We start from the raw sequence: 26,844 nt of genomic DNA, 5'->3' as shown, positions 1-26,844 counted from the left end.
TCATGCCGAGCATAGACGCCCTCGCCGATCGCTTATCGACCTACCTCGGCAACGACCAGGTCAACCTGGTCCGCCGAGCGTACTTCTACGCCGAACAAGCCCATGACGGTCAACGCCGTCGCAGCGGCGAGGCGTACGTCACGCATCCTCTTGCGGTGGCGAATATTCTTGCCGACATGCACATGGACCATCAAAGCCTGATGGCCGCAATGCTGCATGACGTGATCGAAGACACCGGGATCGCCAAGGAAGCGCTGCAAGCGCAGTTCGGCGAAACCGTGGCCGAACTGGTCGACGGGGTCAGCAAACTGACCCAGATGAACTTCGAGACCAAGGCCGAAGCCCAGGCGGAAAACTTCCAGAAAATGGCCATGGCCATGGCGCGCGACATTCGCGTGATCCTGGTCAAACTCGCCGACCGCCTGCACAACATGCGCACGCTGGAAGTGCTGTCCGGCGAAAAACGCCGGCGCATCGCCAAGGAAACCCTCGAAATCTACGCGCCTATTGCCAACCGGCTGGGCATGCATGCGATCCGTATCGAATTCGAAGACCTCGGCTTCAAGGCCATGCACCCGATGCGTTCCGCGCGGATCTACCAAGCGGTCAAGCGCGCCCGGGGCAACCGCAAGGAAATCGTCAACAAGATCGAAGAATCCCTCGGCCATTGCCTCGCCATCGACGGCATCCAGGGCGAAGTCAGCGGTCGACAAAAACACCTCTACGGCATCTACAAGAAAATGCGCGGCAAGCGTCGGGCCTTCAACGAAATCATGGACGTCTACGCGTTCCGGATCATCGTCGACAAGGTCGATACCTGCTACCGCGTTCTGGGTGCTGTACATAATTTGTACAAACCGTTGCCGGGGCGCTTCAAGGATTACATCGCGATTCCCAAGGCCAACGGCTATCAGTCGCTGCACACCACGCTGTTCGGCATGCACGGTGTACCGATCGAGATCCAGATCCGCACCCGCGAAATGGAAGAGATGGCCAACAACGGCATCGCCGCCCATTGGCTGTACAAATCCAGCGGCGACGAGCAGCCCAAAGGCACTCACGCCCGCGCCCGGCAATGGGTCAAAGGCGTGCTGGAAATGCAGCAACGTGCCGGCAACTCGCTGGAATTCATCGAGAGCGTGAAGATCGACCTGTTCCCGGACGAGGTCTATGTGTTCACGCCCAAAGGCCGGATCATGGAGCTACCGAAAGGCTCTACGGCGGTCGATTTTGCCTACGCGGTGCACACCGACGTCGGCAACAGCTGCATTGCCTGCCGGATCAATCGCCGCCTCGCACCGCTGTCCGAACCGCTGCAAAGCGGCTCCACGGTAGAGATTGTCAGCGCCCCCGGCGCACGGCCGAACCCGGCATGGCTCAACTTCGTGGTCACCGGCAAGGCGCGTACGCACATCCGCCACGCACTGAAACTGCAGCGCCGCTCGGAGTCCATCAGCCTCGGCGAGCGCCTGCTGAACAAGGTCCTCAATGGTTTCGACAGCGCGCTGGAGCAGATCCCGGCCGAACGCGTCAAAGCGATGCTCACCGAATACCGCCTCGAACTGATCGAAGACTTGCTCGAAGACATTGGCCTGGGCAATCGCATGGCCTACGTTGTCGCCCGCCGCCTGCTCGGCGAAGGCGAGCAACTGCCAAGCCCGGAAGGTCCGCTGGCGATCCGCGGCACTGAAGGTCTGGTGCTCAGTTACGCCAAATGCTGTACGCCGATCCCGGGCGACCCGATTGTCGGTCACCTGTCGGCGGGCAAAGGCATGGTCGTGCACCTGGACAACTGCCGCAACATCAGTGAAATCCGGCACAACCCGGAAAAATGCATCCAGCTCTCGTGGGCCAAGGATGTCACCGGCGAATTCAACGTCGAACTGCGCGTCGAACTGGAGCACCAGCGCGGCCTGATCGCCCTGCTGGCCAGCAGCGTCAACGCCGCCGACGGCAATATCGAGAAAATCAGCATGGACGAACGCGATGGCCGCATCAGCGTCGTGCAGTTGGTGGTCAGCGTCCACGACCGTGTGCACCTGGCTCGCGTGATCAAGAAGCTGCGCGCCCTGACCGGAGTGATCCGCATCACTCGCATGCGTGCATAACTCAAACCTAACAAGGAGTCCTACATGACCAAGACTGTTATCACCAGCGACAAGGCCCCGGCCGCCATCGGCACTTACTCCCAGGCGATCAAGGCAGGCAACACCGTTTACATGTCGGGGCAGATTCCTCTGGACCCCAAGACCATGGAACTGGTTGAAGGCTTCGAAGCCCAGACCGTCCAGGTGTTCGAGAACCTCAAAGCCGTGGCCGAAGCCGCTGGCGGTTCGTTCAAGGACATCGTCAAACTGAACATCTTCCTCACCGATCTGAGCCACTTTGCCAAGGTCAACGAGATCATGGGCAAGTACTTCGACCAGCCCTACCCTGCTCGCGCCGCCATTGGCGTGGCTGCCCTGCCGAAGGGTGCGCAGGTTGAAATGGATGCCATTCTGGTCATCGAGTGATGCGCACGGCGCGGCCTTCAACCGTCGCGCCGACTGCTGCAAGAAAAGGTTTTGAAAGGATTCCACCATGCGCAAAGCGCTAGCTCTCTCGCTGCTCGCCCTCTTCCTTGGCGGCTGCGCCAGCGACCCTGCCGACCGTGACATCAGCGGCACCTGGATCAACCAGGTGGCGATCGATGCCGCCGCCAAGGGCGGCCCCCTGCGCGAAGCGCTGCAGGCCTACGGCCCGAACCTGGAGTGGGACGTCAACACCAAGGCCGGTCAGGCCCGCTACACCAACGGTTTTGAAAACGTCGAAGGACGGCTGCTGGGCGAACAGTCCGGTGCCTGGAAAGTCGATTTTTACGGCAGCTCTGCCAGCGAATTGAAACGCGACGGCAACCACCTGCAGCAAGCCGCGAGCGACAACGAACCAGAACAGCTGTTCGACCGCGCGCAGATCCCGGTGCCGGAAGGCGCGCCGATCGGTGCCAGTTTCGAACGAGCGCTGTACTCGGCGTATCTGGGCGGCAACTGGACCATCGCCAGCGGTCAGGGCGAAGGCGGCACCGTGCAGTTCCAGGCCGACGGGCAAGTGACCGGCCTGCCGGGCGCGGATCGGTATGCCTTGTGCCTGGCCGGTGACTGCGCGTCGATGAGCAATGGCAACGACAGCATGTGGCTGCAGCTCAATGGTCAGGGCAATAACTGGATCTTTGTGCGCAAGGGCAAGGAGCTGGAAATCCTGCAAGCAGTCAATACCGCGCTGGCGGATGAGCAGCCGCAGTTTGCGGCGGGTGAGCGCAAGTGGTTGCTGGAGAAGCAGTAACCGTCTCTGAATTCGCAGAAATCCCCCAGTAGGAGTGAGCCTGCTCGCGATAGCGGTGTATCAGTCAATATCGATGTGTCTGATACACCGCTATCGCGAGCAGGCTCACTCCTACTGGGGTTTTGCGAGGCCAGAAAGTCAGCAGCGACCTTCAAGAATCGCTGCGTAACCTTCCCGGTAACTCGGATACTTCGGAGTCCACCCCAACGCTTTCGCCCGCGCATTGCTGCAGCGCTTGCTGCCGGTGCGCCGTACGCTGGCGTCTTCCCCCCATTCAGTCACACCCAGGTATTCACGCAACCAGCCCACCACCTCAGCCAACGGCGCCGGCGCATCGTCGACACCGATGTAGCATTGATCAAGCGCCACACCCTGCCGATCTTTCTCCAGCAGAAACGCCAGCAACCCCGCCGCGTCATCGGCATGAATCCGATTGCCATACAGCGGCGGCTCGACCGCCACGCGATAACCGCGACGCACTTGGGTCAGCAGCCATTCGCGGCCCGGGCCGTAGATACCGGTCAGACGCAACACGCTCGCCGGGATGCCGCTGTTGAGCGCGACCTGCTCGGCCTCGAGCATCAAACGCCCCGAATAACCGGCCGCGACAGTCTCGGAGGTCTCATCGACCCACGCGCCGTCCTGCTGGCCGTACACACTGCTGCTGGAGACGAAGACCAGGCGCTCAGGCACTTGCCCATAGTCGCCAAGCCAACTCAGCACATTCTGCAAGCCTTGAACGTAAGCCTTGCGGTAGCCCTCTTCATCGTGATCGGTCGCCGCAGCGCAATAAACCACATGATCAACGGCGCCTACCGGCCAGGTCGCCGGGCATTCTTCGTTGAACAGGTCCCCGGCAACGCCGATCACACCCTCCGGCAGCCTGGAAACATCCCGGCGCAGGCCGTAAACGTCCCAACCGGCTGCCAGCAATTGCGTGGCCAGACGACTGCCGACATCACCACAACCGGCAATCAAAACAGAAGGCGCGGACATCAGAAAACTCCCATCAGAAAGGCACAGACTAGCGCTGGCGCAGGACGAGCGGCTAGCGATCAAGGAAAAAAAGTTACTCTATTACTTTTGTTAACAAGAATTACTTGCAATAATGCACGCCACTTTTGTTCTCGGCCTCACGAGGCCTGGAAGAGCAATAACGTTTTTCAATCTCAGGTCCGGCCAGCATGACACGTAATCAAACTCCCGCTTCGCCAACCATTCGACCTCGCGCCTGGAGCGCTGTCGCGGCTCTGTTGCTCAGCCTGATGCTGGCACCGACCGCCGCCTTCGCCGACGCCCAGGCACCCGCGACACCAGCCGCCACCGAACAGAGCGCACCGGCTGCTGCACCGGCGGCCACCGATCCGGTGCAGGCTGTCGATGCGGCCGACGCACCTGAAGTCCTTGAAGCCGACAACACCTTAGGTATGGCCCACGACTTGTCGCCATGGGGCATGTACCAGAACGCCGACATCATCGTGAAAATCGTGATGATTGGTCTGGCCATCGCTTCGATCATCACCTGGACCATCTGGATTGCCAAAGGCTTCGAGCTGATGGGCGCCAAGCGTCGTCTGCGTGGCGAGATTGCCGCACTGAAAAAAGCCACCACCCTCAAAGAAGCCAGCGCCACCGCGGGCAAGGAAGGCACTCTGGCCAACCTGCTGGTGCACGACGCGCTCGAAGAGATGCGCCTGTCGGTCAACAGCCGCGAAAAGGAAGGCATCAAGGAACGCGTCAGCTTCCGCCTCGAGCGCCTCGTCGCTGCCTGCGGTCGCAACATGAGCAGCGGCACCGGCGTCCTCGCTACCATCGGTTCCACCGCGCCGTTCGTCGGTCTGTTCGGTACCGTATGGGGTATCATGAACTCCTTCATCGGCATTGCCAAAACCCAGACCACCAACCTTGCCGTCGTAGCGCCGGGTATCGCTGAGGCGTTGCTGGCCACTGCCCTGGGTCTGGTTGCAGCGATCCCTGCCGTGGTCATCTACAACGTCTTTGCCCGCTCCATCGCCGGTTACAAGGCGCAGGTCTCCGATGCCTCGGCAGAAGTCCTGCTGCTGGTCAGCCGCGACCTCGACCACCAGCCTGAGCGCAGCTCGCAGCCGCACATGGTTAAAGTGGGGTAATCGGCCATGGGCCTGCATTTGAAAGAAGGCGCAGACGACGATCTGGCCGAGAACCACGAAATCAACGTCACGCCGTTCATCGACGTGATGCTGGTGCTGCTGATCATCTTTATGGTGGCCGCGCCGTTGGCCACTGTGGACATCAAAGTCGACCTGCCGGCCTCGACCGCCAAACCGGCGCCGCGGCCAGAAAAACCGGTGTTCCTCAGCGTCAAGGCTGATCAGCGTTTGTACATCGGTGACGACGAAGTGAAAGCCGAAACCCTTGGTGCAGTGCTCGACGCCAAGACCCAGGGGAAGAAAGACACCACCATCTTCTTCCAGGCCGACAAAGGCGTGGATTACGGTGATCTGATGAGTGTGATGGACAAATTGCGCTCGGCCGGTTACTTGAAGGTCGGTCTGGTCGGACTTGAGACGGCAGCCAAGAAATGATCACGACGCGCCATAAGCTGACGCGTTACAGCGGTAGCCTGGCCGTGGTGCTGGGCGTTCATGCGCTGGCCATCGCGCTGGCGCTGAACTGGACCAGCCGCCCGCCCATCGAGTTGCCCCCACAGGCAATGATGGTCGAGCTGGCTCCGGTGCCTGCCCCGCCACCGCCGGCTCCGCCGAAAGTCGTCACACCGCCGCAGCCACCGGCTCCGGTTGAAGAATTGCCGATTCCGAAACTGGCCGAAGCACCAAAAGCGGAAATCGCGGTACCGAAACCCAAGCCGAAGCCCAAGCCCAAACCGCCGAAGCCAGTGGAGAAGAAGCAGCCCGAGCCGCCGAAGGAGAAGCCTTCCGAAGAGAAACCGGCCGACACCCAGCCGACCCAGGCACCCACGGAGAAATCCGCCCAGCCTGCGCCGGGTCCGTCGCCAGCACAAGTGGCGGCCAAGGCCAGTTGGCAAGGCACCCTGCTCGCGCATTTGGCCAAGTACAAAAAATACCCGGCCAGCGCTCAGGCACGGGGCAAGGAAGGCTTGAACCGTCTGCGCTTCGTGGTCGATGCCGAGGGTAACGTGCTGTCGTTCGAACTGGTAGGCCGCTCCGGCAACGCCGATCTGGACCGGGCGACCCTGGAAATGATCCGCCGCGCCCAACCGCTGCCCAAGCCGCCGGCTGACATGCTGAACGACGGCTCGATCGAAATTGTTGCGCCGTTTGTTTACTCGCTCGAACGCCGCCGCTAATGCGACACAAAACACTGTAGGAGTGAGCCTGCTCGCGATAGCGGTGTGTCAGATGATAATTTTCTGTCTGATACACCGCTATCGCGAGCAGGCTCACTCCTACAAGGGATCTCTGCAAGTCCGGAGACAGTATAAAAGGCACCGAAAGGTGCCTTTCGCGTATCTGCCAGCGGCAAACCGACCTCGGCAGGTGTCGCACTCAGCCCTCAGTCTGATAACGTGCGTCTATCGATTGCAGCCGGTATGCTTGGCGCGCATCTTCATGGACGCTTGCTATGACCCTCACAGAATTACGCTACATCGTTACCCTCGCCCAAGAGCAGCATTTCGGCCACGCGGCCGAGCGTTGCCACGTCAGTCAGCCGACGCTGTCGGTGGGCGTGAAGAAACTTGAAGACGAACTCGGTGTGCTGATTTTCGAGCGCAGCAAAAGCGCCGTGCGCCTGACCCCGGTGGGCGAAGGCATCGTCGCTCAGGCGCAGAAGGTCCTCGAACAAGCCCAGGGCATCCGCGAACTGGCCCAGGCTGGCAAAAACCAGCTGACCGCACCGCTGAAGGTTGGCGCCATCTACACGGTCGGCCCATACCTGTTCCCGCACCTGATTCCGCAACTGCACCGGGTCGCCCCGCAGATGCCGTTGTACATCGAAGAAAACTTCACCCACGTGCTGCGCGACAAACTGCGCAACGGCGAGCTCGACGCGATCATCATCGCCCTGCCGTTCAACGAAGCCGATGTGCTGACGCTGCAGCTCTACGACGAGCCGTTCTACGTGTTGATGCCGGCCCAGCACCCGTGGACGCAGAAAGAAACCATCGACGCCGGCCTGCTCAACGACAAGAGCCTGCTGCTGCTCGGCGAGGGTCACTGCTTCCGCGATCAGGTGCTCGAAGCCTGCCCGACCCTGACCAAAGGCAACGACGGCGCCAAGCACACTACGGTCGAATCCAGCTCGCTGGAAACCATTCGCCATATGGTCGCGTCCGGTCTGGGCATCTCGATCCTGCCGCTGTCGGCAGTGGACAGCCATCACTACGCCCCGGGCGTGATCGAAGTGCGTCCACTGTCAGCCCCCGTACCGTTCCGCACTGTGGCGATTGCCTGGCGTGCGAGCTTCCCGCGGCCCAAAGCCATCGAAATTCTCGCCGATTCCATTCGCCTGTGCTCGGTGGCCAAACCCGCCGCGCCGGTTAAAGCCGGTTAAGCCACGGTCATGACGGAGCTGTCGCAAGTGTCGGTGACGGCACTCAAGGGTGTCGGCGAGGCCATGGCCGAGAAACTGGCCAAGGTCGGCCTGGAGAATTTGCAGGACGTGCTGTTTCACCTGCCGCTGCGTTATCAGGATCGCACCCGTGTGGTGCCGATCGGCGCGCTGCGGCCGGGGCAGGACGCCGTGGTCGAAGGCACCGTCAGCGGCGCTGACGTGGTCATGGGCCGCCGCCGCAGCCTCGTTGTGCGTCTGCAAGACGGCACCGGCGGCCTGAGCCTGCGCTTCTACCATTTCAGCAACGCGCAGAAAGAAGGCCTCAAACGCGGCACGCGGGTGCGCTGTTACGGCGAAGCCCGGCCCGGCGCCTCAGGTCTGGAAATCTACCACCCGGAATACCGTGCCATTACCGGCGACGAACCACCGCCGGTAGACGAAACCCTGACCCCCGTCTACCCGCTCACCGAAGGCCTGACCCAGCAGCGCCTGCGCCAGTTGTGCATGCAGACCCTGACCCTGCTCAAACCGAGCACCCTGCCCGACTGGCTGCCGACCGAGCTGGCCCGCGACTACCAACTGGCGCCGCTGGCCGACGCGATCCGCTACCTGCACAACCCGCCCGCCGATGCCGACGTCGATGAACTCGCCCTCGGCCATCACTGGGCGCAGCATCGTCTGGCCTTCGAAGAATTGCTCACCCATCAGCTATCGCAACAGCGTCTGCGTGAAAGCCTGCGTTCGCTGCGCGCGCCGGCGATGCCGAAAGCCACCAAACTGCCGCCGAAATACCTGAAGAACCTCGGCTTCAACCCGACCGGCGCTCAGCAGAGAGTCGGCAACGAAATTGCCTACGACCTCAGCCAGCACGAACCGATGCTGCGGTTGATTCAGGGTGACGTCGGCGCAGGTAAAACCGTGGTCGCCGCCCTCGCCGCGTTGCAAGCGCTGGAGGCCGGTTATCAGGTCGCGCTCATGGCGCCAACCGAGATTCTTGCCGAACAGCACTTCATCACCTTCAAGCGCTGGCTCGAACCGCTGGGCATTGAAGTCGCGTGGCTGGCCGGCAAGCTCAAGGGCAAGAACCGCGTCGCCGCGCTGGAACAGATCGCCAGCGGCACACCGATGGTGGTCGGTACACACGCGCTGTTTCAGGACGAAGTGCAGTTCAAGAATCTCGCACTGGTGATCATCGATGAACAGCACCGTTTCGGCGTGCAGCAGCGTCTGGCGCTGCGGCAGAAAGGCGTTGGCGGGCGCATGTGCCCGCATCAACTGATCATGACCGCCACACCGATTCCGCGGACGTTGGCGATGAGTGCCTACGCCGACCTCGACACCTCGATCCTCGACGAACTGCCGCCCGGTCGTACGCCGGTCAACACCGTGCTGGTCACCGACACCCGCCGCGTCGAAGTCATTGAACGGGTACGCGGCGCCTGCGCTGAGGGTCGCCAGGCCTATTGGGTGTGCACGCTGATCGAAGAATCCGAAGAGCTGACCTGTCAGGCCGCCGAAACCACGTTTGAAGACCTCACCGCCGCCCTCGGCGAATTGAAAGTCGGGCTGATCCACGGGCGCATGAAACCGGTCGAGAAAGCCGCCGTCATGGCCGAATTCAAGGCCGGCAACCTGCAACTGCTGGTCGCAACCACGGTGATCGAAGTCGGCGTCGACGTGCCCAACGCCAGCCTGATGATCATTGAAAACCCCGAACGCCTCGGCCTCGCGCAACTGCACCAGTTGCGCGGCCGGGTTGGCCGAGGCAGTGCGGTCAGTCATTGCGTGCTGCTTTACCACCCGCCGCTGTCGCAGATTGGTCGCCAGCGTTTGGGCATCATGCGCGAGACCAACGACGGTTTCGTCATCGCCGAAAAGGACCTCGAACTGCGCGGCCCCGGCGAAATGCTCGGCACCCGCCAGACCGGCCTGCTGCAATTCAAGGTCGCCGACCTGATGCGCGACGCCGATTTATTGCCGGCCGTGCGCGACGCCGCGCAAGCATTGCTGGAGCGCTGGCCGACCCACGTCAGCCCGTTGCTCGACCGCTGGCTGCGGCATGGGCAGCAATATGGCCAAGTGTGAGCACGGTCGCAGTTTCTGACAGAACCTTCCGAGCAAGCTGGTTATACTCCTGCCATTGTTTCAAAAACGGATACAGACCATGACTGACGCAGCTCTCGCCCCCGAATCCCCGCACGCGCCGTCTGTTATTCGGCTGTTGCTCGGCAAGCTGGGTATCGCCTACGAAGAAGTGCTGGAGCACCACGGCCTCAACGCCTCGCGCAAGGTGCAAGCGGTGTTGCTGGACGATGCCGTGGGCGCGCTGATGGTGCTGTTTCCGCAAAGCCAGTTGCTCGATCTCAATCGCCTCGCCGAGCTGACTGGCCGTCGTCTCACTGCAGTGTCCACCGAGCGCCTGGAAAAGATGCTCGGCAAACACAACCTGAGCCTGCTGCCGGGCCTGCCGGCGCTGACCAGCTCGCCGTGCCTCTATGAAGAAAGCCTGCTGCGCGAGCCGAAGCTGCTGATCAACTCCGGCGAGCCGGGCCTGTTGCTGGAGATCAGCAGCGAAGACTTCAAGACCATGCTGACCAAGGCCAGCGCCGCCAACTTCGGCGAAGCCCTGAGCAGCATTCGTCCCAACCTCGACCGCCCGGACGATGACCGCGAGGAAATCACCCAGGCCGTGCAGGCGTTCACCGCGCGGCGCATCCAGCAGCGACTGGAAGCAACCATCGAAATTCCGCCGCTGGCTGAAACCGCACAAAAAATCATCAAGCTGCGCGTCGACCCCAACGCCACCATCGACGACATCACCGGCGTGGTCGAAACCGACCCGGCGCTGGCCGCGCAAGTGGTGAGCTGGGCCGCATCGCCGTACTACGCCTCGCCGGGCAAGATTCGCTCGGTGGAAGACGCGATCGTCCGCGTGCTCGGTTTCGATCTGGTGATTAACCTGGCGCTGGGCCTGGCCCTCGGCAAGACCCTGAGCCTGCCCAAAGACCACCCGCAGCACACGACGCCGTACTGGCAGCAATCGATCTACACCGCCGCCGTCATCGAAGGCCTGACCCGCGCCATGCCGCGCGCCCAGCGCCCGGAAGCCGGCCTGACGTATCTCGCCGGTCTGTTGCACAACTTCGGTTATCTGCTGCTGGCCCACGTGTTCCCGCCGCACTTCTCGCTGATCTGCCGTCACCTGGAGGTCAACCCGCACCTGTGCCACAGCTACATCGAGCAACACCTGCTGGGTATCAGCCGCGAACAGATCGGCTCGTGGCTGATGCGCTACTGGGACATGCCGGATGAGCTGGCCACCGCCCTGCGCTTTCAGCACGACCCAAGCTACGACGGCGCCTACGCCGAATACCCGAACCTCGTCTGCCTGGCCGTGCGCCTGCTGCGCAGCCGCGGCATCGGCTCGGGGCCGGATGAAGATATCCCCGATGCACTGCTCGAACGCGTCGGCCTGAGCCGCGAAAAAGCCAACGACGTCGTCAGCAAAGTGCTTGAGGCTGAAGTGCTGTTGCGGGAACTGGCCTCGCAGTTCAGTCAGGGCTGAATGCAAAGCGGGCAAGCAACGCCTTTTGGAGCGAAGCTTGCCCGCGATGTGCCAACCGGCGCGGCTTATGCCGACTTGTCCAGATAACGAATCACCCAGCCTTTCTCATATCCCGTATCCGTGAAGAACACTCCGCCCACCACGATGCGCCCGTCGTCCATTACGGCCATGCCGTAAGGGTATTCAAAACCGTCGTTTTCATTGAAAACGGTGAATCCCGTGCCGAAGAATGAGGTGTCTCGGGAACCATCCGCCAGGAAACGGGCGGTGACTGCAGTGAGATCACCGTCAATTGCGCCGACACCACTGCCGCCGCAGACAATGATTGAGCCATCCGCTCGCGGCACGCAGTGCAGCCATCTGACGCCTTGGGGAACAGGTGAATTAATCAGTGGTTGACCACCATTGAATACAAGGTTGTACTCGCCGCTGAAATTCAGCACAGCAACCAGCCCCTGGATGACGCCCTGCTCCTGCGTACCGCCGGCCACAACGATTTTGTCACCGACTATTGCCGCAACGTCCAGGCTGATCCATCGATCCTGGGGGATATCCACCACACCGTGTTTTCCGAAACCTGTGTCAACCTGACCTGAAGTGTTGAATCGAGTAACGTAGCCGCCGTTAGCACTCGCGGCGAAATAATAACCGCAGACCACCACACCACCGTCGGTTTGGGCTGCCAAGGATTGCCCGACGGTGTCCGCAGACGAAATGCCTGCAAGCTCCACGAAAGCAAAGCCTGCACCATTGAATGTCGTGTCGGGTAAACCGTTCGAATCGAATCTCAGAACGATACCTTTAGCTCGGCCTGCAACATCCTCAACAGTACTGACGACGACAATTTTTTCGTCTGCTTGTTGAGCGACAGTCCCTGCTGTGCCAGTCGCCGCAGCAGCGCTTGGAGATTCTTCCGCCAATCCGGTATGTCCGCCGCCTCCCATCTCCTCGTAAGCCAAGTAAAGCACACCTTGTTCTGCGAAAGACGTCTCCAATTGCCCGTCCTCGCGCTGCCTGACTAGCGCCAGGCCCGCTGAGTAATTTTCGCCTTCCGCGGTGTACTGAGCCACAACCAGCCAGCCGCCATCGCTAAGTGGCGTAAAGCCGAGGATGCGGCTCATGAAGAAGTCATCTTTCAGCCTGATCTCGACATAGCCGCTGGTCTGCCCGCCGAAGGCTCTGTCGAGTGCACCGTTTTCAAGCAGACGGACGATTTGCGTAGGCGCGCCGGCCGTCGAGAGGCGAACGGCAACCAGCAGTTTTTTTTGCGGCAGCGCCAGCAGCGCCCGCACGTCGTACCCTGTGAACCCGGGAAATGGAAATCTCAGGATGCCGCCGTCGCCGAACGTCGGGTCGTTGCTTCGAGTCGCGGAGCCGGCCAGGTAGCGCACGACCCGTCCTTTCACTATGGATGGATCAGCAAAATTCGACAGCCCGATACAGACGACGATCCGACCGTCGTCCAGCACTGCCAGACCTCGCGCACCGGCGTCCCCTGCGCTGTCTTCAAACAGCGCATGTCCCGTACCGTTGAAGGCCGTGTCTGGTTTTCCGTCAGCGAGAAAACGCGCCGTCACCACGGCCGTTTCACCCTGACCGACAACGATGATCGAACCACCCAGTTGCGAGCATTGCGCCCACGCCAACCCTTTTACCAACGGTGAAAAAACCGGTTTGCCACCATTGAACACAAGATTGGCAGCACCGCTGGCGGTAAATGCGGCGCTCAGGCCACCGCGGACACCGTTACGCAAGGCTTGGCCTGCAACAACGATCCGGCCATCGCTTTCACGCACCGAGACAGATTGCAGATAGTTCTCGCCCTCGTCGTCGGGAATCAGCACAGCCAGGCCATTGTTGAATTGATTGTCCAGCGTGCCACTCGCATCCAGACGCGCCACAAAAATTCCGTTGCCTCCCGATCCGTCCCGATATGAACCGCAGAGCAGCACTTTGCCATCGGCTTGAACGGCGATGCCGCTGGCGGTGTTCGAGGTGGCGCCGATATCCAATTCGACATAGCCGGTACGATTGAAAGATTGATCGAGCAAGCCATCCGCCAGCAGGCGTATGACCATAGCCACTGGCAATTGCGACTCATCCTTGAACACGGGATGGAGCAAGATAATCGTGCCATCCGCCTGCACGATCACTGCCTGCGACGATGCCTGCGCAGTCTGAGAGGACCTGGTGCTCAGGTGACTCGCCTCGCGCGGCATGCTGGCGGGTTGGGGAACGCCATAATAAGAGATAAACCGCACGCCTTCGGTGCCAAACGACTTGTCCGGTTCACCGGTATTTTTCAGGCGGACCAGTGCCAGGCCAACGTCATTTGAAGTGTTCGAGAAATACTGAAGGTGCAGCAGCCAATCGCCACCCTCAAGCGCCTCGAGACCCGATACATGACTGATTCGAGCACCATTCAACGCTATTTCAACGAAACCTTTGCCTGCTGTACCGAACGTCGCGTCCAGCGAGCCATCCTCATTCAGTTTTGCAATGGCAACCGGAGCATCCGCTCCGGTGACAGGTATCGCAACCAAGAGTTTTTTATCGGGGAGCGCTAGAACGGCCCCCGCTTCGTCGCCCGTGATGCCAGGTAGCGGTAAGGCCAACACGCCGTCCTGAGCAAATGTCGGATCAAGGGACTTGGGGGTCGAAAAACTTTTTGCCAGTGCCATGAGCTAGCTCCATCAAGTCAGTAAAGTCCCTGTGCGGGAACCGGAACCTGAGTAGAGCATCGCTATCGCAGGCAAAACACCTGACAGAAATGACAGTTCGAGCGTCTTTACGAGCCTGAATTATGGCTTCACGAGACAAAGCACGCTGTCACTCAGGACGCATGCCTGGACTTGGTCAATCCATTTCTTACGCTTTCGCCTTCCTCGGCTTCAAATACTTCATCAATCCCTGAAACCACATCACCAGCGCCGGGTTGCCCTTAAGCTGAATCGACTTGTCCTGAATCCCCTGCATAAACGCCAACTGCTTGTTCTTCGCCTGCATCGTCGCAAAGCCATAACCCGCATCTTTAAACGCAATCGCAAACGCCGGCTCCGCCACCACGCCGGACTTGCTGATGATGCGCTGATCCTTGACCACGAAATGCCGTGCCACTTTCCCGTCCAGCGTCTGTAGCTGAAACACCAGATCCTTGTCACCCAACTGCTGCTGGAACGCCGGATTGGTCCGGCTGGCCTTGGCCATCAACAAACCCATCATCCACAGAAGAAAACGAAATTTCATGCGCACAGCCTCAAAAGGAAAATGAACGGCCGGGGCAGTGTAAGGGATTCGGACGATAACGCCAGTATCTGCCGCTGTTGGAAGAGGATGCGGACCAATACCCGCACGATGACCGCCAAGTCACGATTAAACGTTCCCCCCTGATCGTTCCCACGCTCCGCGTGGGAATGCATCCCGAGACGCTCTGCGTCTCACCATCCACCTTTCCTACACCTGTTGAAACACATCCCTGTAGGAGCTGGCGAAGCCTGCGATCCTTTGATCTTCCCGCCCGCGAATCCATGGGAAATTTCCTGCAAAGTGCCGGGCTGTCCGTGAACTAGGCGGGATTGGTCATGAGGGATAGGCTTTGTGTGTCGCCGCAAAATCGGCGATACGGACGTGCAAGTCCGACGGGAGTACACATTGGTTATGGCAATTCGCCGAGCGTTTTCCTATGCTCGCGGATCGTTATGGCTGCTGTGTATGGGAGGCCTTCGGGTCTGCCGGGTGACTCCACCGGTCTTGCACACCTATGCACAGCTGCCACCCCTTTCGAAGTGCGAGCGAAACGGTGCCAGCTCCTGAAACTGGAGTAAGACCGAATGAAGAAACCAACACCCAATCCCCCGGAAACCCCGGACATATCGCCCTACGAATCTCTGGAATCAAAGAAATTCCACGAAGCCGCCGAGCGCGCCCTCGACCACCACTTCAAACCGCCCACCGAACCGCACCCCAAGCGCGAAACCGGCCTCTTCAAACTCTCCCCCGGCACCGACGCCGAAGCCCTCATGGCCAACGCCTCCGAAGACCTCCTGTCCATCAGCGTCATCGCCTGCGACCTGGCTGACGATCTGCACGGCTCACGCCGCTCAGTTGCACTGGCCCTGAGCAGGATGGCGGACGGGGTGCGATTGATGGTGGAAGGGACGCTTGATCATATTGAGGTGAAGAGCGCGGCGGCGAAGCCGTAGCGGGATTGATGGTTGAAAAAAGGGGACGTTGAGTCCCCTTTCTGCAGTCTTCTTCGCTATCTCAAGTCTTCAGCGCTTTTAGGCAGTGCCTCTATACCCTGACGGGCAACGCGACTAACAAATGAATAACCACCCGCGCTACAGAACTGCCGGAACACCACCTTGTCATCCTTGAGCACCGTCAAAAAACTCACAAACGCCTGATTAACGAGGTAGGTATACAGGCCCTTTTTGAATTTGATGTTGTTCAGGTTAACGCTGCCTTCCGACGCATCCACTACGAAGAACTTGCCCTTGGGAGGCACGCTCTTCTGCGGATAGAACATTTCTATCTTTCCCGGAACACCGTAACGGTATTGAACGTATCCGGCAGTGGGCTTGTTATTCCCTTGCGCGCAAACAGAAACCGTTTTACCTCCTGTCAAAGGACAGCTGAAGTAGATGTCTTCCTCGGCGGAACACAACGTTCCATCCTGCCCGCCCTGCAATGGCGCTGTTTCTTGCGAGACGCGTTCTGATATTTGAGTGACATCGGCGCAATTGGATAAACACACCAGCTTCGAAAGATCCGGAACATCGATTTCAGTAAACAGGTACGTCGCTGAACCATCACGGTTGCGAGCGTGGTAAACGGGGACACTGACAGCCAGCCCCCTGGCTGATACGGGCACTGCCTTATCTTTCCCTGAGACCACCCGACTTTCAGCACCACCGCACAACGCCTCCAAAGCCACGTCACTGAAGGGTTCTTTTGTAGGCACTGCCAACGGCTGGGCATCACCTCGACAGTCATAGCCGTGCCAGTACGGTCCGGTGTTCGGGTCAATGTCTATCGAGAAAATATAGGCGCCGTCGAGTACTACTTTTCCGCCGTTGTAAGTAAAAACCAGCCAACGACGCGTCTTTGCCTGGGAGTAGTTTTCGTTCTCCAGAATGTAACGCTCGCCATCTCGATACAGCCAGAAACCACTCATTGCTCCGGCCGATTCCGCCTCGTCAGAGAGACGTTGCCCGGATTTTGCGTCCACCAGAAGGTTTTCTTTCAACGCCAACGCACAGCCGCTGTCGGCCTCCATGCATGACTTGAGGGACGGGAACATTGGCCCCGCAGCCACAGAGAAAGAGCACAGCAATAACGCGACCAAAGCTAATCTTTTCAACTCGCCTCCCCGCTGATGATTCAAGAGCCTGATTGAATATGAAAAAAGGGGCGTTAAGCCCCCCTACGTGAGTATTCCCTGTCTCACCACTGGCAACCTGTTTCAGGTTTCGAATCCACGTCGTAATCATTTTCAAACGAATACTTCTTTGCAGATTTGTAATTTGTATACGTCATCGCATCAACCCGGCCACCCTGAGTGACCATCTGATACTCACCTGTCAGTGCACCATCAACTACTTCAACCCAAGTTGTCGTGTACTGGTAAGGCCGGCCATACACGAGTTCTTCTTGTTCAGTACTGCGATGAACCAGCCCGATAGCCTTTTTCGACTTACTGTACTTGACGCCAGCACCGCTCCATTTGGCGACAGAATCGTAATAGGTTCTGAATTCAAAATTTATAGGTTTGCCTTCGTAGGAGCGGAAGCAAAAAACCTCAGTCGTGACCTCGCTATGAGCCGCCAGAGGAACGAAAGCGAGCAACGCGGAAAACAATGCAGACGAAAATTTCAAACCGAACATTCCTTTAGCGGTTCATGGGTAATTGAAAGCGCATCCTCACCACGCAGTAGGCGACGTCTTCACGCAACAGACGGCTAGCCATCTGGCAGTGCCCTTCTGCGTACTTCTTCCAAAGCGGATCATCGAATTGATCCCCTCCCAGCCGCTCGATTGAGGCCGCTAAATTTCTCTCACGATCCTTCCCTGCAATCGCGGATGCCGCTTTGTAAAAACCATCCAGCGGTAAACCCGTCTGTAGAGCGACCAACTCTCCCAGCCGAGCATTGGTCGTCTGCACCAGACACCCAAGCTTTTCGATTGGCGCTTCAGCGCCCGGCAACGCGGCTTCATAAAGCTCTTCGCAAAACGATTCTTTGAAGCGCACCCAGTTCTTTTGCACATCTCTCAGATGGCTTTGCTCCGCAGGAGCCAGAGTCGACAGCGCTTTTTTGTATTGCTCGTTCAGGACACCATCTACCTTCTCGAAAGATTGCTGGCCGCAGGTGATCAAGTCCGGGTTGGACAAACTGTCTGGGTTGCACGCTTCTCCAGCAAACAATGCGGATGAAGCAGCAGAGAGCAAGCAACCGAGAAGAATCGAAAATACTTTCACGCTGTTACTCCTTCCCTTGACGGTCATGCCTGTACAGCCAAAACAGCGGCGGCAACAACACCAGCAACGCAAAACCATCGAGCCACACGTGCGACCAGACCTGTTGTTGCGCCGAGAGCCACATATCCTGCGGCGCCCATAATAGGATGCCCGCGATCAACCAACCCCAGACTGCCGCGACTTTCAAGCGATTGCCCAGGTGCACCAGCGCGAACATGTACAGCGAATAACTTTGCAACGTCCCGCCGAACAGCGCGAGCCACCAGACTTGTTGTTCGTGGCCGGCGGTGGGAACCGCATCGGCACCCCAGAACGACAGTTCGAGGACTTGCAGGTAGCCATCGAGCAAGCCGGAGTCACCGGCCCAGGTCAGGGTAAGACCGGCGAGGATATGCGTGATCGCAGCGGCATATAGCCAAAGCACCAACGCTGGGCGAAGCGAGGAAGAAGGGGCTGGCATTCCGTGTCCTGAGCGCGTTCCTTGGGGGTGGGGAGTTTAAAGGAAAATCGGGGTCGTCAGATGCTCAAGCGTTAAACGTTTTAGCGTAGGGGATTCAGAAAAAACTTGTGCAAAACCGCCTCAAACAGCCCCTCGAAACTCAAATGCAGTGGCTGACTTTGATCGGCGCCGTGGCTGACGATCCCAATCGCCCCACGTTGAAGACGCCCAACTGGTCACCTTTGTCAGCCGCCATTTGATAACAGGCTAACGCCCGCGATATATCCTTCGTTCCTAACTCCCCACCCTCAAAGGTAGAGGCCAGGTAATTCATCGCGTCCGTGGAGCCCATGGTAATCGCCCGAATAACCTGCTCTTCTGCCTGCTTGGGATGAAGGCAAGGGCCGTTATAGTCAGTGGAGTTTCCTGAACAAAGAAACTTCGCATAACCCATCGCACCCTTTGGTATTTTCGAAGCCGCTTTGAACAAAGCCTCAACCTTAGGGGTTTCTAACTGAGGTGCCATTTGCGAAAGACTAAGGCTCGCCGCCGACAGGCTTGCCTGCGCATCACCTGACTCTGCAGCGCAAACAAAGTTATCCAAGGACGCTTCAATCAACTCCGCAGTCAGTCGGTATTGCTCAAGAAACCCTAGCCCGCCCAACGCTTCTGCACGCTGATAACAGAAGTTCTCAGCGCGGCTCATTCCCGGGTTCTCTGTCGCGACAAGATCCTTCTCACTGATCGACCAATCCTCAATCCCCTCAAGCACCCAGCACGCCTGACGAGAGAAGTTGAAGATCTTGATATTGCTGTTGCCCGCTCGCTTATCCACCACGTTGACGTGACTGTCGTCGACCTCTTCGATCTCGACCCCAGGTGTCTTGCCGGGTGTGATTGCAGCCATCAGCGGATAGGTGAACGTTGTTCCACTAACACCCGAGGTCGAAGGCTCAAAGGTACTTCGATCCTTCCCAGCTACCGGTTTCAACACCAGGGACTTGACCGTCATTGCAGTGAGGCGGCGTTGTGATTCGCTGTTGGCGGAAAACGTAGTCAGGAAAGGCGCGAACTCCTCCAAGGGGCAAGCGTCTCTGGTGGGTGCCGTCGAAGTGCTCTTGTCGGATGCAAGAGCAGGGACGATCTTGTCCAGATATGCCGAGCGCTCGCGACTCATTCTGGCGATACACGAGTTAACGGCAAACACATGCGCTGGCATCCCCGTCTCGATTTCGAATGCCTCCAAAGGGCAATTCGCATCGCGCAATTTCAGCCACGCACGTTGCGATTCTTTAACCTTCGCCGCGTACTCCGCGCCCAACGCCGGATCTGTTCGATAGTCAGACTCAAGCCGCGTCATCAACTGCTTGTAGCTGACGTTCAATTGCGCATCGGCAGCCTTCTTCGCCGCCTCCGAGCAGGGCACCATTTCCAGGCTTGAGGTGACATGGCTGCAGTCGTTCTGCGCATAGGCCGCTGAAACTGGCAGCAGCAGCGCGGCTAGCAGGGTTAAAACAAAACGGTTCACTGTTCATCCTTGAGTCATTCAGACTTTGCGTTTGGTGAATCGGGTGATGCATTGCTTGGGGATGTTCATTTCCCAGTAAGTGCTGAGCAACGCTTTGCGTTTTTTGTCGACGCGCAGGTTAACGAAGTCGTCGCCGCAGTCCGGCTGTAACTCTTCGAAGGTGCCGGTTTTGACTTGGTAAATGAACACACGGTAGTAGTCGTGAAAAAAGGGGACAGACCATGTTGTCGCGTTGTCGGGCAATTACTAAAACCGTGGTCTGTCCCCATTTCACCTTAAAGGTTTTCTTTCAGCTCTGTGCAGTCACTCGCAACGGCGAGGATTTTACGCGTACCATCATTAAGGACACACACAGGTTTTTCAAAGCTACCTCGCATTTTCTGACAAACAGCGTCACCTGCTTTCTTATAAACACACTGTTCGCCGGAAATGATTAACTCCTTCCCTGGCATCAAAGTAATAACTTTAGAACCATCAACACGGTAGATATTCTCGTAGATTGAATCACCAGCCTGCTGAATATCTTGATAATTTCCATCCTTTAGTTCTGAAGCACCAGCAGGAATATCTCCGATATAGTGGGCTTCTCCGCCATTAGCTGGAGCAGCAAAAATCATTATTTGAGCATTTAAGCCCATATCGTCACCCGTCGGATAAGAAAATATGATCGACTCATTTTCCGTTCCTTGCGCTTGTCTAACGACATAATCTGACCGACATCCGCGATCAGTGTTGTCAAGAAAAAAGATTTCCTCTTCAAACGAAAGAGTCAACCTAGCCGCGTCAGAACTCTGACCAGGTTCTTTGCATAATAGGCTATGCTCAGCTGAGCCAGAATAAGCGGCGCCACTATAAACAGACAAAAGCAATATAATTAATCGAATCATCCGGCTGACCTCAGAAACGAAAAAAAGGGGACAGACTACGTTTTTCGGATAATCGTGGTCTGTCCCCATTTCCGCGGGACGGATTCAGCTCAAAGTGAACCGCCCCGTTTTCTCTATTGGCGCGCACACAACTTTTAATGTTTTTTGTCCTGCAAGCTAAAGTAATTTTTAATGCTCGCCGCATCTTTATAAGCACAGACCACTTTATTTCCCCTAACCAGATCTGCTCCCTCCATACAATTATCTAGAGATGGGTCAGGCAAATCGCCACTAAAATGAAGCAAGGATACACGTCCACCATCTCTCCTTATTGGAAGCTCCATTACCGAATAAGCAAAACCGTCAAATGCCGAGTTCGACAATTTTCTTTTTGTCAACACAAACATAGATTTTCCGGCTCTCGCAGGGGACTTCCACTCGTAGAAAAATACAGAAGCGATCTGATCCCCCTCAACCTTCCATACATAGTTTAGAGAGGGTTTACCGGAGCTCAATGATGAGTAATATATCTCAGCATCGGCAACATGCTCTTCTTTAGCTATCGCCTTCAGACTATTTTTCAAAAAAAATACAGCGATCTTTTCTTCGCCCAAAGAGGCTACCACCGTAGGATGGAATTCACCTATTGTGGGTGCGGCATCCGCAAACACATTGGACGCTACGAAACCAAAAACTACATACGGAATAAAATGCCGCTTAAATAGAGTTAAATATTTTTTCAACTTTATATATCCTTTTGAGGAAAAAATGGAACAGACGACGTTTTTCGTGGCAAATACTAAAACCGTGATCTGTCCTAATTTCACCCTAAGAGTTGCCCGCGGGACGGACTAAAAAAATAAATCCGTCCCTTTTATTACGATCGCTCTAAAACTCTCCTGGGAATTTTCATGGCTTTTCCCGACTGCTGCATCATAGAGATATATTTTTTATAGTTCTCTGCAGCCAAATCTTTTTGGCTCAACCCCCAATATGCATCAGCTATATTCAAGTAAGCGACAGTTCTCTCTGGGTTTTCAGAAATCACCTTTCTTAGTAGTTCAACCGATTCTGAATAATATCCTGCCTCAGCAAACAAAAATCCGAGATCATTGGACCAACCCACCTTGTCAGGATAGAAATACGCTTCAGCTATGTAGCTTTCAGGTGCACACGACTCACTACTGCCCCCATCGGCAACAAGATAACCCATAGATTCTATGAGCTTATTTTTATCATTATTTTTGTATGCAACGAGTGCTTGGTCTGCCGTCAAGACAACAAAGGATGACATGAGTTTTTCACCTTTCACCCGCCCCGCCTGAATGTCCAAATTTAACTTTTGAAGATATTCAAATGCAGTCGCACCGTCGAAATCTTCAAGTGATTTAGAAATCAAAACATTCAGAGGTAAAATATAAGCACTCTTAAGAGATCTATCGCACGATTCATTATTAACCGTATAGACAACCCGGCTAACTGCCACACTTTTGCGAGGAGCATCATATTCAAATTGAACATTAAAATTCTGCGACGTTTGGTCTTCTTTTTTTGTAATCAAATTCAAAACATCTCCCACAACGTGAGCGTCTGAATTGAAGGTGTATATTTCCCCTTGAGAATCCACAACACCTATAGTTTTATCGACGCCTTTAACAACAGAAACATTGAAGCCGTCATAACTTTTAGGCGAATAAACATTATTAATTTTCGCCAATGCGGATTTTGCGCTCAATATAACCGAGTCTTTCCCAGACACCTCAGCAACCAAGACTAGTTTGTCGGGAAGTGCAGCATCTTCATTTTTTACGACCAGGAGTCTTGGAGACTTTAATCCAGGAACCAAACCAACATCAAACTGTTTCTTCACCATTTCTGCAAGAGGAAGACTATCGTTTGCAGTACCAAGTGAAGACTGGCCAGCAAAAAAAATAAATAAAAAAATCTGTAGACACCAAAATTTTTTTAAAAAAATCATTTATTAAGCTCCTGATAAATAGCTGTAAAATTAGTCCTGCGCTCCGCATAACTATCAGTATGCTTATTAACTACTTCTGTAATTTTATTAGTAGAGTCCGTATTTGGCGCGACTAGATTATTTATATTATTTACATCCCAAAACCCCATAGCCGATAATAATCCTATTTTTGTATCCAGCAACTGGTCTGGATTGGAAACCATTTCAATGGTTTCCTCAGGTATTTTTTGCTTTAAGCGGTCCTCTACCGCCTGATAGTTTGATTTCCACGTCAGCTGAATAAAACCTTTGCCTTTATACTTCTTACCTTCTTCACAGCCACCCGCAGTCAATACAAATCCACCTTGAACTGAGTTGCAGCAATAAATACGCTTCGCGATCTCGTCTTCATTTGGGAATTGAGAATATGCTTTATTTTTACGAATCGTATAGGCGCTCTTTGCCGCAGGGCTTAGTGCATTATACTGCGCCATTGTAATGCGTTTATATCCATACAGTTCAGCTTCCGCAGGATATGTGTTGAAATACCTTCCAAACTTAGACCTGAGAGCTTCAGCTGAATACCAAAGATCTTCTACCTTACCTACCAACGCGCTACCAACCTCGGTCTTCACTTGAGCAAAAAACTGAGCCATTTTCGGCGCGGTATTAATTTCAAATCGATCAGCATACTTATTAAATAACCCCCTTACCTCCTCACGCTTTTGATCGGTAGAGTCTGGGAACATTTTCTTCATTTGATCGAAAGAGATCAGTTCCGCGGCCGACGAAGTAAACCCAGCTATGAACTCTATCGGATGAAAGTGCCAAACTAGACTGGATTCAACTGACGCTTTTCCAGATAGCTCATCCCAGAAGATAAATTTATCTATCCTCTCTTTTTCATGAGCCTTTAATTTTGGCGAATGCTCTAAAATATCATCCAGCCGAGCCCATTTTGGTTGATTAGCTCTATCTTTCCATTCCGTTGGATGCTTGGCGACAAGCTTTGACCATTGAGAGCGTGTGTCAGTATCCTTCAATGCGTCGGCCAACTCTGATGCGTCTATCTCTTTATTATTATCTTTATCGATTTTTTCAAACAATCTTTTGAAGAAAACGGGCATATCGTTTGGATCGAGAAATCCATCAGCAGCAGCGTTTGACTCCTCCACTATCTGAAAGCCCAGCTTCGCCCAATCATGCTGCGATATTAAAGTGGCGCCAGCCTTACGTACTAAACCGACCACGTTTTGCCCTTCGTCTATTACATTGATCTCATACCACTCTTGTGTATCTTTATAAATCGGCGCTTTGCTTAACTCTACAACATGCAGTTCTTTCAGAGAAACTTCCCCAGTGGCTGGGGCCTTTAACTTAACCAGAGAATTTTTGGCTAAATACAAATACTGTCTGCCAACTTTTAAGGCAGCAGTATTATTCAAAAAGTCTTCTATACCTGTATCAGCGGTAAAAATTTCTATATGGGCTTGAAACTTACTACTAACCTCCCCAGCTTCAGTGACATTCTCCATTTGCCCAAGGTAACCGACAGGATCTCCCGCCTTAATTCCAACTCCTATGTTCAAAACAGTGTCAACAGATGCCGGTTCAGCTAAACTCCATTTTAGAACATTATTTTCCGAAGTATTTTCAACACACGCCCAGAATGTCGGTGGCACATTTCCTGTGGCGACCGGACCACCACTCACCAGCGTGCATTCGGCCATACGCTGCAGGGATGGCCCGACAACTAAATTCAAAACTTTTTGACTATCAAAAGCTACGACGCTGTTCATCATCAACTGCAAGGCACCGAGCGAAGCACCCGCTGGCTTGCCATTAGTAGGATCTGACGGTGCACCGAAAAGGGGAAGCTTATTAACTACTGTCCCATGAACCTTGCCCTGCCAATAGGTTGGCCGCTCTCGCTCTGGTAACTTTTCTTCCAACCAAACTCTATCACCGGCGTTGTTTTTATAGGGTTCGCCGGCCTTTAAGTACGCAAACCAGACTTCACTCCCTATTTCTCGTGTCTTTTGTGAGTTCAGCTGCACACTTCCAGATATGATTTTACCTTTAGCATAAATTCGGTCTGTACCCGCGACCGGACTTTGATCTAAGATTTCAAGTTTCGAGTCTTTGTTTAACTTACCCACAGACACAATACTAGATGACACTGGCAATTCGTCATATGCTTTAAAATCATTGACCTGCATTGTCACTTTCGGCTTAGGCGCTTCCTCAGGAGGTATAGGATAACGATCAAACGGTAGCAAATGCATATATAGGCTGTAGAATGTCAGCTTATTTTGCTTCCCCTTATTCGCCCCTTCTTCTGGATTAGGTGCAGACTTATACTCGTGCCGGACCAGACAGAAAGAATTCGAATACTTTAATTTTTTTGAACTCCCACCTGCATCAAATGGTGATTCTAGATATTCTTTATTCAGGCGATAAGCAACGACTTCACCATCAGCCATACACCGTAATGGTTCATCCAATACACATTGGGGAGCGCTTGCATTGCTAACATGTAATCCGCCATGCCAGAATTTGTTACTACCTAACAAATAATGACCAGATACTTCGCTCTCTAGTACCTTATATACTTCGTCAGCCCCAGTGAACTGCTTGCCATCTGGTTTACGGAATGGATATTGGAAGCTCATCAGCGGAGCTGGGCCTGCCGGTGCAGGGGCCGGCGCAGGATTAGGTGCGGGTGCTGGTTGTGCGCCTCTGAATTGGGGCCTCGGGCGTAAAAACTTTTCAGGCATTGGCCAGTAACCACTGCCCGCCCCATATTTGGCAGATTTCGGTCCGTTTGAAGACTGTGAACCGAAGAAATTCCCCCGATCTCGAACAGGCGATCCGGAGATGTCTTCGATGACCCCAGTGTGCCCATGAAAGTTTATCCACAGCGCAATATCGCCAGGCTGTACTTCCGCGAGTGGGATCACATCAAAGTAAGTAGTGTCGGTATTTAACCCTGATGTTGTGAGGTAAGGGATCGTATATCCAGCATCCTTAAGCATTCGATACAGAAGCCCGGAGCAGTCAATTTCCTTCTTGCCATTGTTATCATGGTCAGTCTCGCCCTTGAAAGGGCCATACTCATAACCAGTGCGATATTGCTGCCTTTGCTCAAGTAGTCCTGTGCTCATCAAAAGCTTCCTGCTTCAAAACATTGAATAGAGTTATCGCTGACGACGCCTCGGGCTGCCAAGCGCTCAACCAACGCGGTAGCCGTGTTAGGATCGGTTTTCTGGATCTTTCGGTAACACGCCATCGCGCGAGGCAAGTCAGCCGCTACGAGGGCTCCCGCTTCGTACACTTCGCCTAATCGAATCAGTGCGTTAGTCGAACCTAGGCGGGCGGCACGCTCCAATGTCGCTATTGATTCTCTGGGATTAATACAACCGTGACTTTCGTCGTATTCACCTTCGTCGCAATAAAAATCTGCGAGAGTCAAGCCGGCATCCGGTACTTGCTCTGAAGCTTGAATCAATAACGCCACGATTCTGGAATTCTCCAAGCGTGGCGCCTGCCCAGAAAGGCTGATTCCCGCAGCAGCAAATGCTGCTTGCGCCGAACCCTTCCGGGCACCCTCTAAATAGCTATCCAATGCCGCGGCGTATAAATAGATTCCTGATTCGGGAGACGCTTTATTGACCAGCCTGTCAAATATGACGCCTTTTTTGAGTTCCATCTCACCGGGCGTTAGTTTCTCAGACTGAGTGATCTCTTCCATGACCGCATCGATTGCCCAATCCTCCACTCGACTCAGAGTCCAGCAATCACCATGTTTGAAGACGAAAATTTTTAAAAAATGGCCCGCCTCATCACGCACGACCACCCTGTCAGGCACCTTGGTCTCAATAGTGAGACCCAATTTGGCAGCATTTTCCGGAAGCAGCACCTTCAACTCATCGGCGGAAATCGAGCCCAAGCTCCGTTCGACAACCTTCGGTATTTTCCCATCAGCTATCACGTGAATATGCTTCAGAGGAGACGCAATAAACGCTTTCTGTGTCTCTGGCTCAGATGCAAATACTTTTACGAAATCAGCAAAATTGCCGCTTGGGCATTGGGCGGTGCTGGACGAAGAGGCAAAGGCCCCCGAAGTCATCCCCCAGCACAACAAAACAATCGAAAACCACTTCATCTGCCTTACGTAC

At 55.3% G+C, this 26,844-nt stretch carries 24 protein-coding genes; 10 read left to right on the top strand and 14 right to left on the bottom strand.

Going from position 1 to position 26,844, the window contains the following annotated elements:
* Window positions 1–2: 2 nt before the first annotated feature.
* From spoT to HU739_RS18515, 3 genes are all read left to right on the top strand, one after another.
* Window positions 3–2,108, top strand: coding sequence for a bifunctional GTP diphosphokinase/guanosine-3',5'-bis pyrophosphate 3'-pyrophosphohydrolase (spoT, locus tag HU739_RS18525; RefSeq protein ID WP_007954439.1), 2,106 nt, complete (start codon window positions 3–5; stop codon window positions 2,106–2,108).
* Window positions 2,109–2,132: 24 nt separating this feature from the next.
* Window positions 2,133–2,513, top strand: coding sequence for a RidA family protein (locus HU739_RS18520; RefSeq protein ID WP_014340863.1), 381 nt, complete (start codon window positions 2,133–2,135; stop codon window positions 2,511–2,513).
* Window positions 2,514–2,580: 67 nt separating this feature from the next.
* A complete protein-coding gene (locus HU739_RS18515) occupies window positions 2,581–3,321 on the top strand; it encodes a hypothetical protein (protein WP_186546024.1) in 741 nt (246 codons plus the stop codon).
* Window positions 3,322–3,459: 138 nt separating this feature from the next.
* On the opposite strand, the gene HU739_RS18510 is transcribed toward HU739_RS18515, so the two are convergent.
* Window positions 3,460–4,317 (bottom strand): SDR family oxidoreductase, encoded by an 858-nt coding sequence (locus tag HU739_RS18510; protein WP_186546026.1) that lies wholly within the window; start codon window positions 4,315–4,317, stop codon window positions 3,460–3,462.
* 188 nt (window positions 4,318–4,505) lie between these two features.
* Here HU739_RS18510 and exbB point away from each other — a divergent pair, with 188 nt between their 5' ends.
* The 6 genes from exbB to HU739_RS18480 all read left to right on the top strand — a co-directional run bounded on the left by exbB (window position 4,506) and on the right by HU739_RS18480 (window position 11,398).
* On the top strand, window positions 4,506–5,450 hold the full coding sequence (gene exbB / locus HU739_RS18505) for a tonB-system energizer ExbB (protein WP_186546028.1): 945 nt from the start codon (window positions 4,506–4,508) through the stop codon (window positions 5,448–5,450).
* A 6-nt stretch (window positions 5,451–5,456) separates the two neighbouring features.
* Window positions 5,457–5,885 (top strand): TonB system transport protein ExbD, encoded by a 429-nt coding sequence (exbD, locus tag HU739_RS18500; protein ID WP_007920333.1) that lies wholly within the window; start codon window positions 5,457–5,459, stop codon window positions 5,883–5,885.
* On the top strand, window positions 5,882–6,628 hold the full coding sequence (locus HU739_RS18495) for a TonB family protein (protein WP_186546030.1): 747 nt from the start codon (window positions 5,882–5,884) through the stop codon (window positions 6,626–6,628). Before exbD ends, HU739_RS18495 begins: the two co-directional genes overlap by 4 nt.
* A gap of 275 nt (window positions 6,629–6,903) precedes the next feature.
* On the top strand, window positions 6,904–7,833 hold the full coding sequence (locus HU739_RS18490) for a hydrogen peroxide-inducible genes activator (protein ID WP_186546032.1): 930 nt from the start codon (window positions 6,904–6,906) through the stop codon (window positions 7,831–7,833).
* Between the two features lie 9 nt (window positions 7,834–7,842).
* Entirely contained in the window at window positions 7,843–9,918 is a 2,076-nt protein-coding gene (gene recG, locus HU739_RS18485; RefSeq protein ID WP_186546034.1) for an ATP-dependent DNA helicase RecG, read from the top strand.
* Window positions 9,919–9,997: 79 nt separating this feature from the next.
* Complete coding sequence (locus HU739_RS18480) at window positions 9,998–11,398, top strand: aminoacyl-tRNA deacylase and HDOD domain-containing protein (protein ID WP_186546036.1); 1,401 nt, start codon at window positions 9,998–10,000, stop codon at window positions 11,396–11,398.
* A 65-nt stretch (window positions 11,399–11,463) separates the two neighbouring features.
* On the opposite strand, the gene HU739_RS18475 is transcribed toward HU739_RS18480, so the two are convergent.
* Window positions 11,464–14,079 (bottom strand): hypothetical protein, encoded by a 2,616-nt coding sequence (locus HU739_RS18475; protein WP_186546038.1) that lies wholly within the window; start codon window positions 14,077–14,079, stop codon window positions 11,464–11,466.
* A gap of 187 nt (window positions 14,080–14,266) precedes the next feature.
* Window positions 14,267–14,644: a helicase gene (locus tag HU739_RS18470; protein ID WP_186546040.1), complete on the bottom strand. Its 378-nt coding sequence runs from the start codon at window positions 14,642–14,644 to the stop codon at window positions 14,267–14,269.
* A 584-nt stretch (window positions 14,645–15,228) separates the two neighbouring features.
* Here HU739_RS18470 and HU739_RS18465 point away from each other — a divergent pair.
* The gene (locus HU739_RS18465) at window positions 15,229–15,600 is read left to right on the top strand and encodes a DUF6124 family protein (protein ID WP_093096920.1); all 372 of its coding nucleotides are present in this window, start codon (window positions 15,229–15,231) and stop codon (window positions 15,598–15,600) included.
* A gap of 56 nt (window positions 15,601–15,656) precedes the next feature.
* On the opposite strand, the gene HU739_RS18460 is transcribed toward HU739_RS18465, so the two are convergent.
* From HU739_RS18460 to HU739_RS18410, 11 genes are all read right to left on the bottom strand, one after another.
* Window positions 15,657–16,760, bottom strand: coding sequence for a hypothetical protein (locus tag HU739_RS18460; RefSeq protein ID WP_186546042.1), 1,104 nt, complete (start codon window positions 16,758–16,760; stop codon window positions 15,657–15,659).
* An 83-nt stretch (window positions 16,761–16,843) separates the two neighbouring features.
* Window positions 16,844–17,284: a hypothetical protein gene (locus tag HU739_RS18455; protein WP_186546044.1), complete on the bottom strand. Its 441-nt coding sequence runs from the start codon at window positions 17,282–17,284 to the stop codon at window positions 16,844–16,846.
* Window positions 17,285–17,288: 4 nt separating this feature from the next.
* Window positions 17,289–17,876, bottom strand: coding sequence for a lysozyme inhibitor LprI family protein (locus HU739_RS18450; protein ID WP_225922744.1), 588 nt, complete (start codon window positions 17,874–17,876; stop codon window positions 17,289–17,291).
* 4 nt (window positions 17,877–17,880) lie between these two features.
* Window positions 17,881–18,336, bottom strand: a complete 456-nt coding sequence (locus tag HU739_RS18445; protein WP_186546048.1) for a cell division protein — start codon at window positions 18,334–18,336, stop codon at window positions 17,881–17,883.
* A 139-nt stretch (window positions 18,337–18,475) separates the two neighbouring features.
* On the bottom strand, window positions 18,476–19,843 hold the full coding sequence (locus tag HU739_RS18440) for a lysozyme inhibitor LprI family protein (RefSeq protein ID WP_186546050.1): 1,368 nt from the start codon (window positions 19,841–19,843) through the stop codon (window positions 18,476–18,478).
* Between the two features lie 18 nt (window positions 19,844–19,861).
* Complete coding sequence (locus tag HU739_RS18435; protein WP_225922743.1) at window positions 19,862–20,032, bottom strand: hypothetical protein; 171 nt, start codon at window positions 20,030–20,032, stop codon at window positions 19,862–19,864.
* Window positions 20,033–20,118: 86 nt separating this feature from the next.
* Window positions 20,119–20,730, bottom strand: coding sequence for a hypothetical protein (locus tag HU739_RS18430; protein ID WP_186546052.1), 612 nt, complete (start codon window positions 20,728–20,730; stop codon window positions 20,119–20,121).
* A gap of 134 nt (window positions 20,731–20,864) precedes the next feature.
* A complete protein-coding gene (locus HU739_RS18425) occupies window positions 20,865–21,452 on the bottom strand; it encodes a hypothetical protein (RefSeq protein WP_186546054.1) in 588 nt (195 codons plus the stop codon).
* Window positions 21,453–21,586: 134 nt separating this feature from the next.
* On the bottom strand, window positions 21,587–22,687 hold the full coding sequence (locus HU739_RS18420; protein ID WP_186546056.1) for a tetratricopeptide repeat protein: 1,101 nt from the start codon (window positions 22,685–22,687) through the stop codon (window positions 21,587–21,589).
* Complete coding sequence (locus HU739_RS18415; protein WP_186546058.1) at window positions 22,684–25,830, bottom strand: hypothetical protein; 3,147 nt, start codon at window positions 25,828–25,830, stop codon at window positions 22,684–22,686. Before HU739_RS18415 ends, HU739_RS18420 begins: the two co-directional genes overlap by 4 nt.
* Entirely contained in the window at window positions 25,830–26,831 is a 1,002-nt protein-coding gene (locus HU739_RS18410) for a sel1 repeat family protein (protein WP_186546060.1), read from the bottom strand. The genes HU739_RS18415 and HU739_RS18410 overlap by 1 nt, the downstream gene beginning before the upstream one ends.
* Window positions 26,832–26,844 lie beyond the last annotated feature (13 nt).

The organism is Pseudomonas hamedanensis (assembly GCF_014268595.2).
Classification (GTDB): Bacteria; Pseudomonadota; Gammaproteobacteria; order Pseudomonadales; family Pseudomonadaceae; genus Aquipseudomonas; species Aquipseudomonas hamedanensis.
The sequence above is the reverse complement of the archived record's forward strand: the minus strand, read 5'-3'. Positions and strand labels throughout refer to the sequence as shown.

Bases quoted from the DNA above. Each gene is read 5' to 3' on its own strand.
- HU739_RS18480 (WP_186546036.1), top strand. From the start codon at position 9,998: ATGACTGACGCAGCTCTCGCCCCCGAATCCCCGCACGCGCCGTCTGTT.
- HU739_RS18510 (WP_186546026.1), bottom strand. From the start codon at position 4,317: ATGTCCGCGCCTTCTGTTTTGATTGCCGGTTGTGGTGATGTCGGCAGT.
- HU739_RS18520 (WP_014340863.1), top strand. From the start codon at position 2,133: ATGACCAAGACTGTTATCACCAGCGACAAGGCCCCGGCCGCCATCGGC.
- exbB (WP_186546028.1), top strand. From the start codon at position 4,506: ATGACACGTAATCAAACTCCCGCTTCGCCAACCATTCGACCTCGCGCC.
- recG (WP_186546034.1), top strand. From the start codon at position 7,843: ATGACGGAGCTGTCGCAAGTGTCGGTGACGGCACTCAAGGGTGTCGGC.
- HU739_RS18415 (WP_186546058.1), bottom strand. From the start codon at position 25,830: ATGAGCACAGGACTACTTGAGCAAAGGCAGCAATATCGCACTGGTTAT.
- HU739_RS18470 (WP_186546040.1), bottom strand. From the start codon at position 14,644: ATGAAATTTCGTTTTCTTCTGTGGATGATGGGTTTGTTGATGGCCAAG.
- HU739_RS18455 (WP_186546044.1), bottom strand. From the start codon at position 17,284: ATGTTCGGTTTGAAATTTTCGTCTGCATTGTTTTCCGCGTTGCTCGCT.
- HU739_RS18465 (WP_093096920.1), top strand. From the start codon at position 15,229: ATGAAGAAACCAACACCCAATCCCCCGGAAACCCCGGACATATCGCCC.
- HU739_RS18490 (WP_186546032.1), top strand. From the start codon at position 6,904: ATGACCCTCACAGAATTACGCTACATCGTTACCCTCGCCCAAGAGCAG.
- spoT (WP_007954439.1), top strand. From the start codon at position 3: ATGCCGAGCATAGACGCCCTCGCCGATCGCTTATCGACCTACCTCGGC.
- HU739_RS18515 (WP_186546024.1), top strand. From the start codon at position 2,581: ATGCGCAAAGCGCTAGCTCTCTCGCTGCTCGCCCTCTTCCTTGGCGGC.
- exbD (WP_007920333.1), top strand. From the start codon at position 5,457: ATGGGCCTGCATTTGAAAGAAGGCGCAGACGACGATCTGGCCGAGAAC.
- HU739_RS18495 (WP_186546030.1), top strand. From the start codon at position 5,882: ATGATCACGACGCGCCATAAGCTGACGCGTTACAGCGGTAGCCTGGCC.
- HU739_RS18420 (WP_186546056.1), bottom strand. From the start codon at position 22,687: ATGATTTTTTTAAAAAAATTTTGGTGTCTACAGATTTTTTTATTTATT.
- HU739_RS18445 (WP_186546048.1), bottom strand. From the start codon at position 18,336: ATGCCAGCCCCTTCTTCCTCGCTTCGCCCAGCGTTGGTGCTTTGGCTA.
- HU739_RS18430 (WP_186546052.1), bottom strand. From the start codon at position 20,730: ATGATTCGATTAATTATATTGCTTTTGTCTGTTTATAGTGGCGCCGCT.
- HU739_RS18475 (WP_186546038.1), bottom strand. From the start codon at position 14,079: ATGGCACTGGCAAAAAGTTTTTCGACCCCCAAGTCCCTTGATCCGACA.
- HU739_RS18410 (WP_186546060.1), bottom strand. From the start codon at position 26,831: ATGAAGTGGTTTTCGATTGTTTTGTTGTGCTGGGGGATGACTTCGGGG.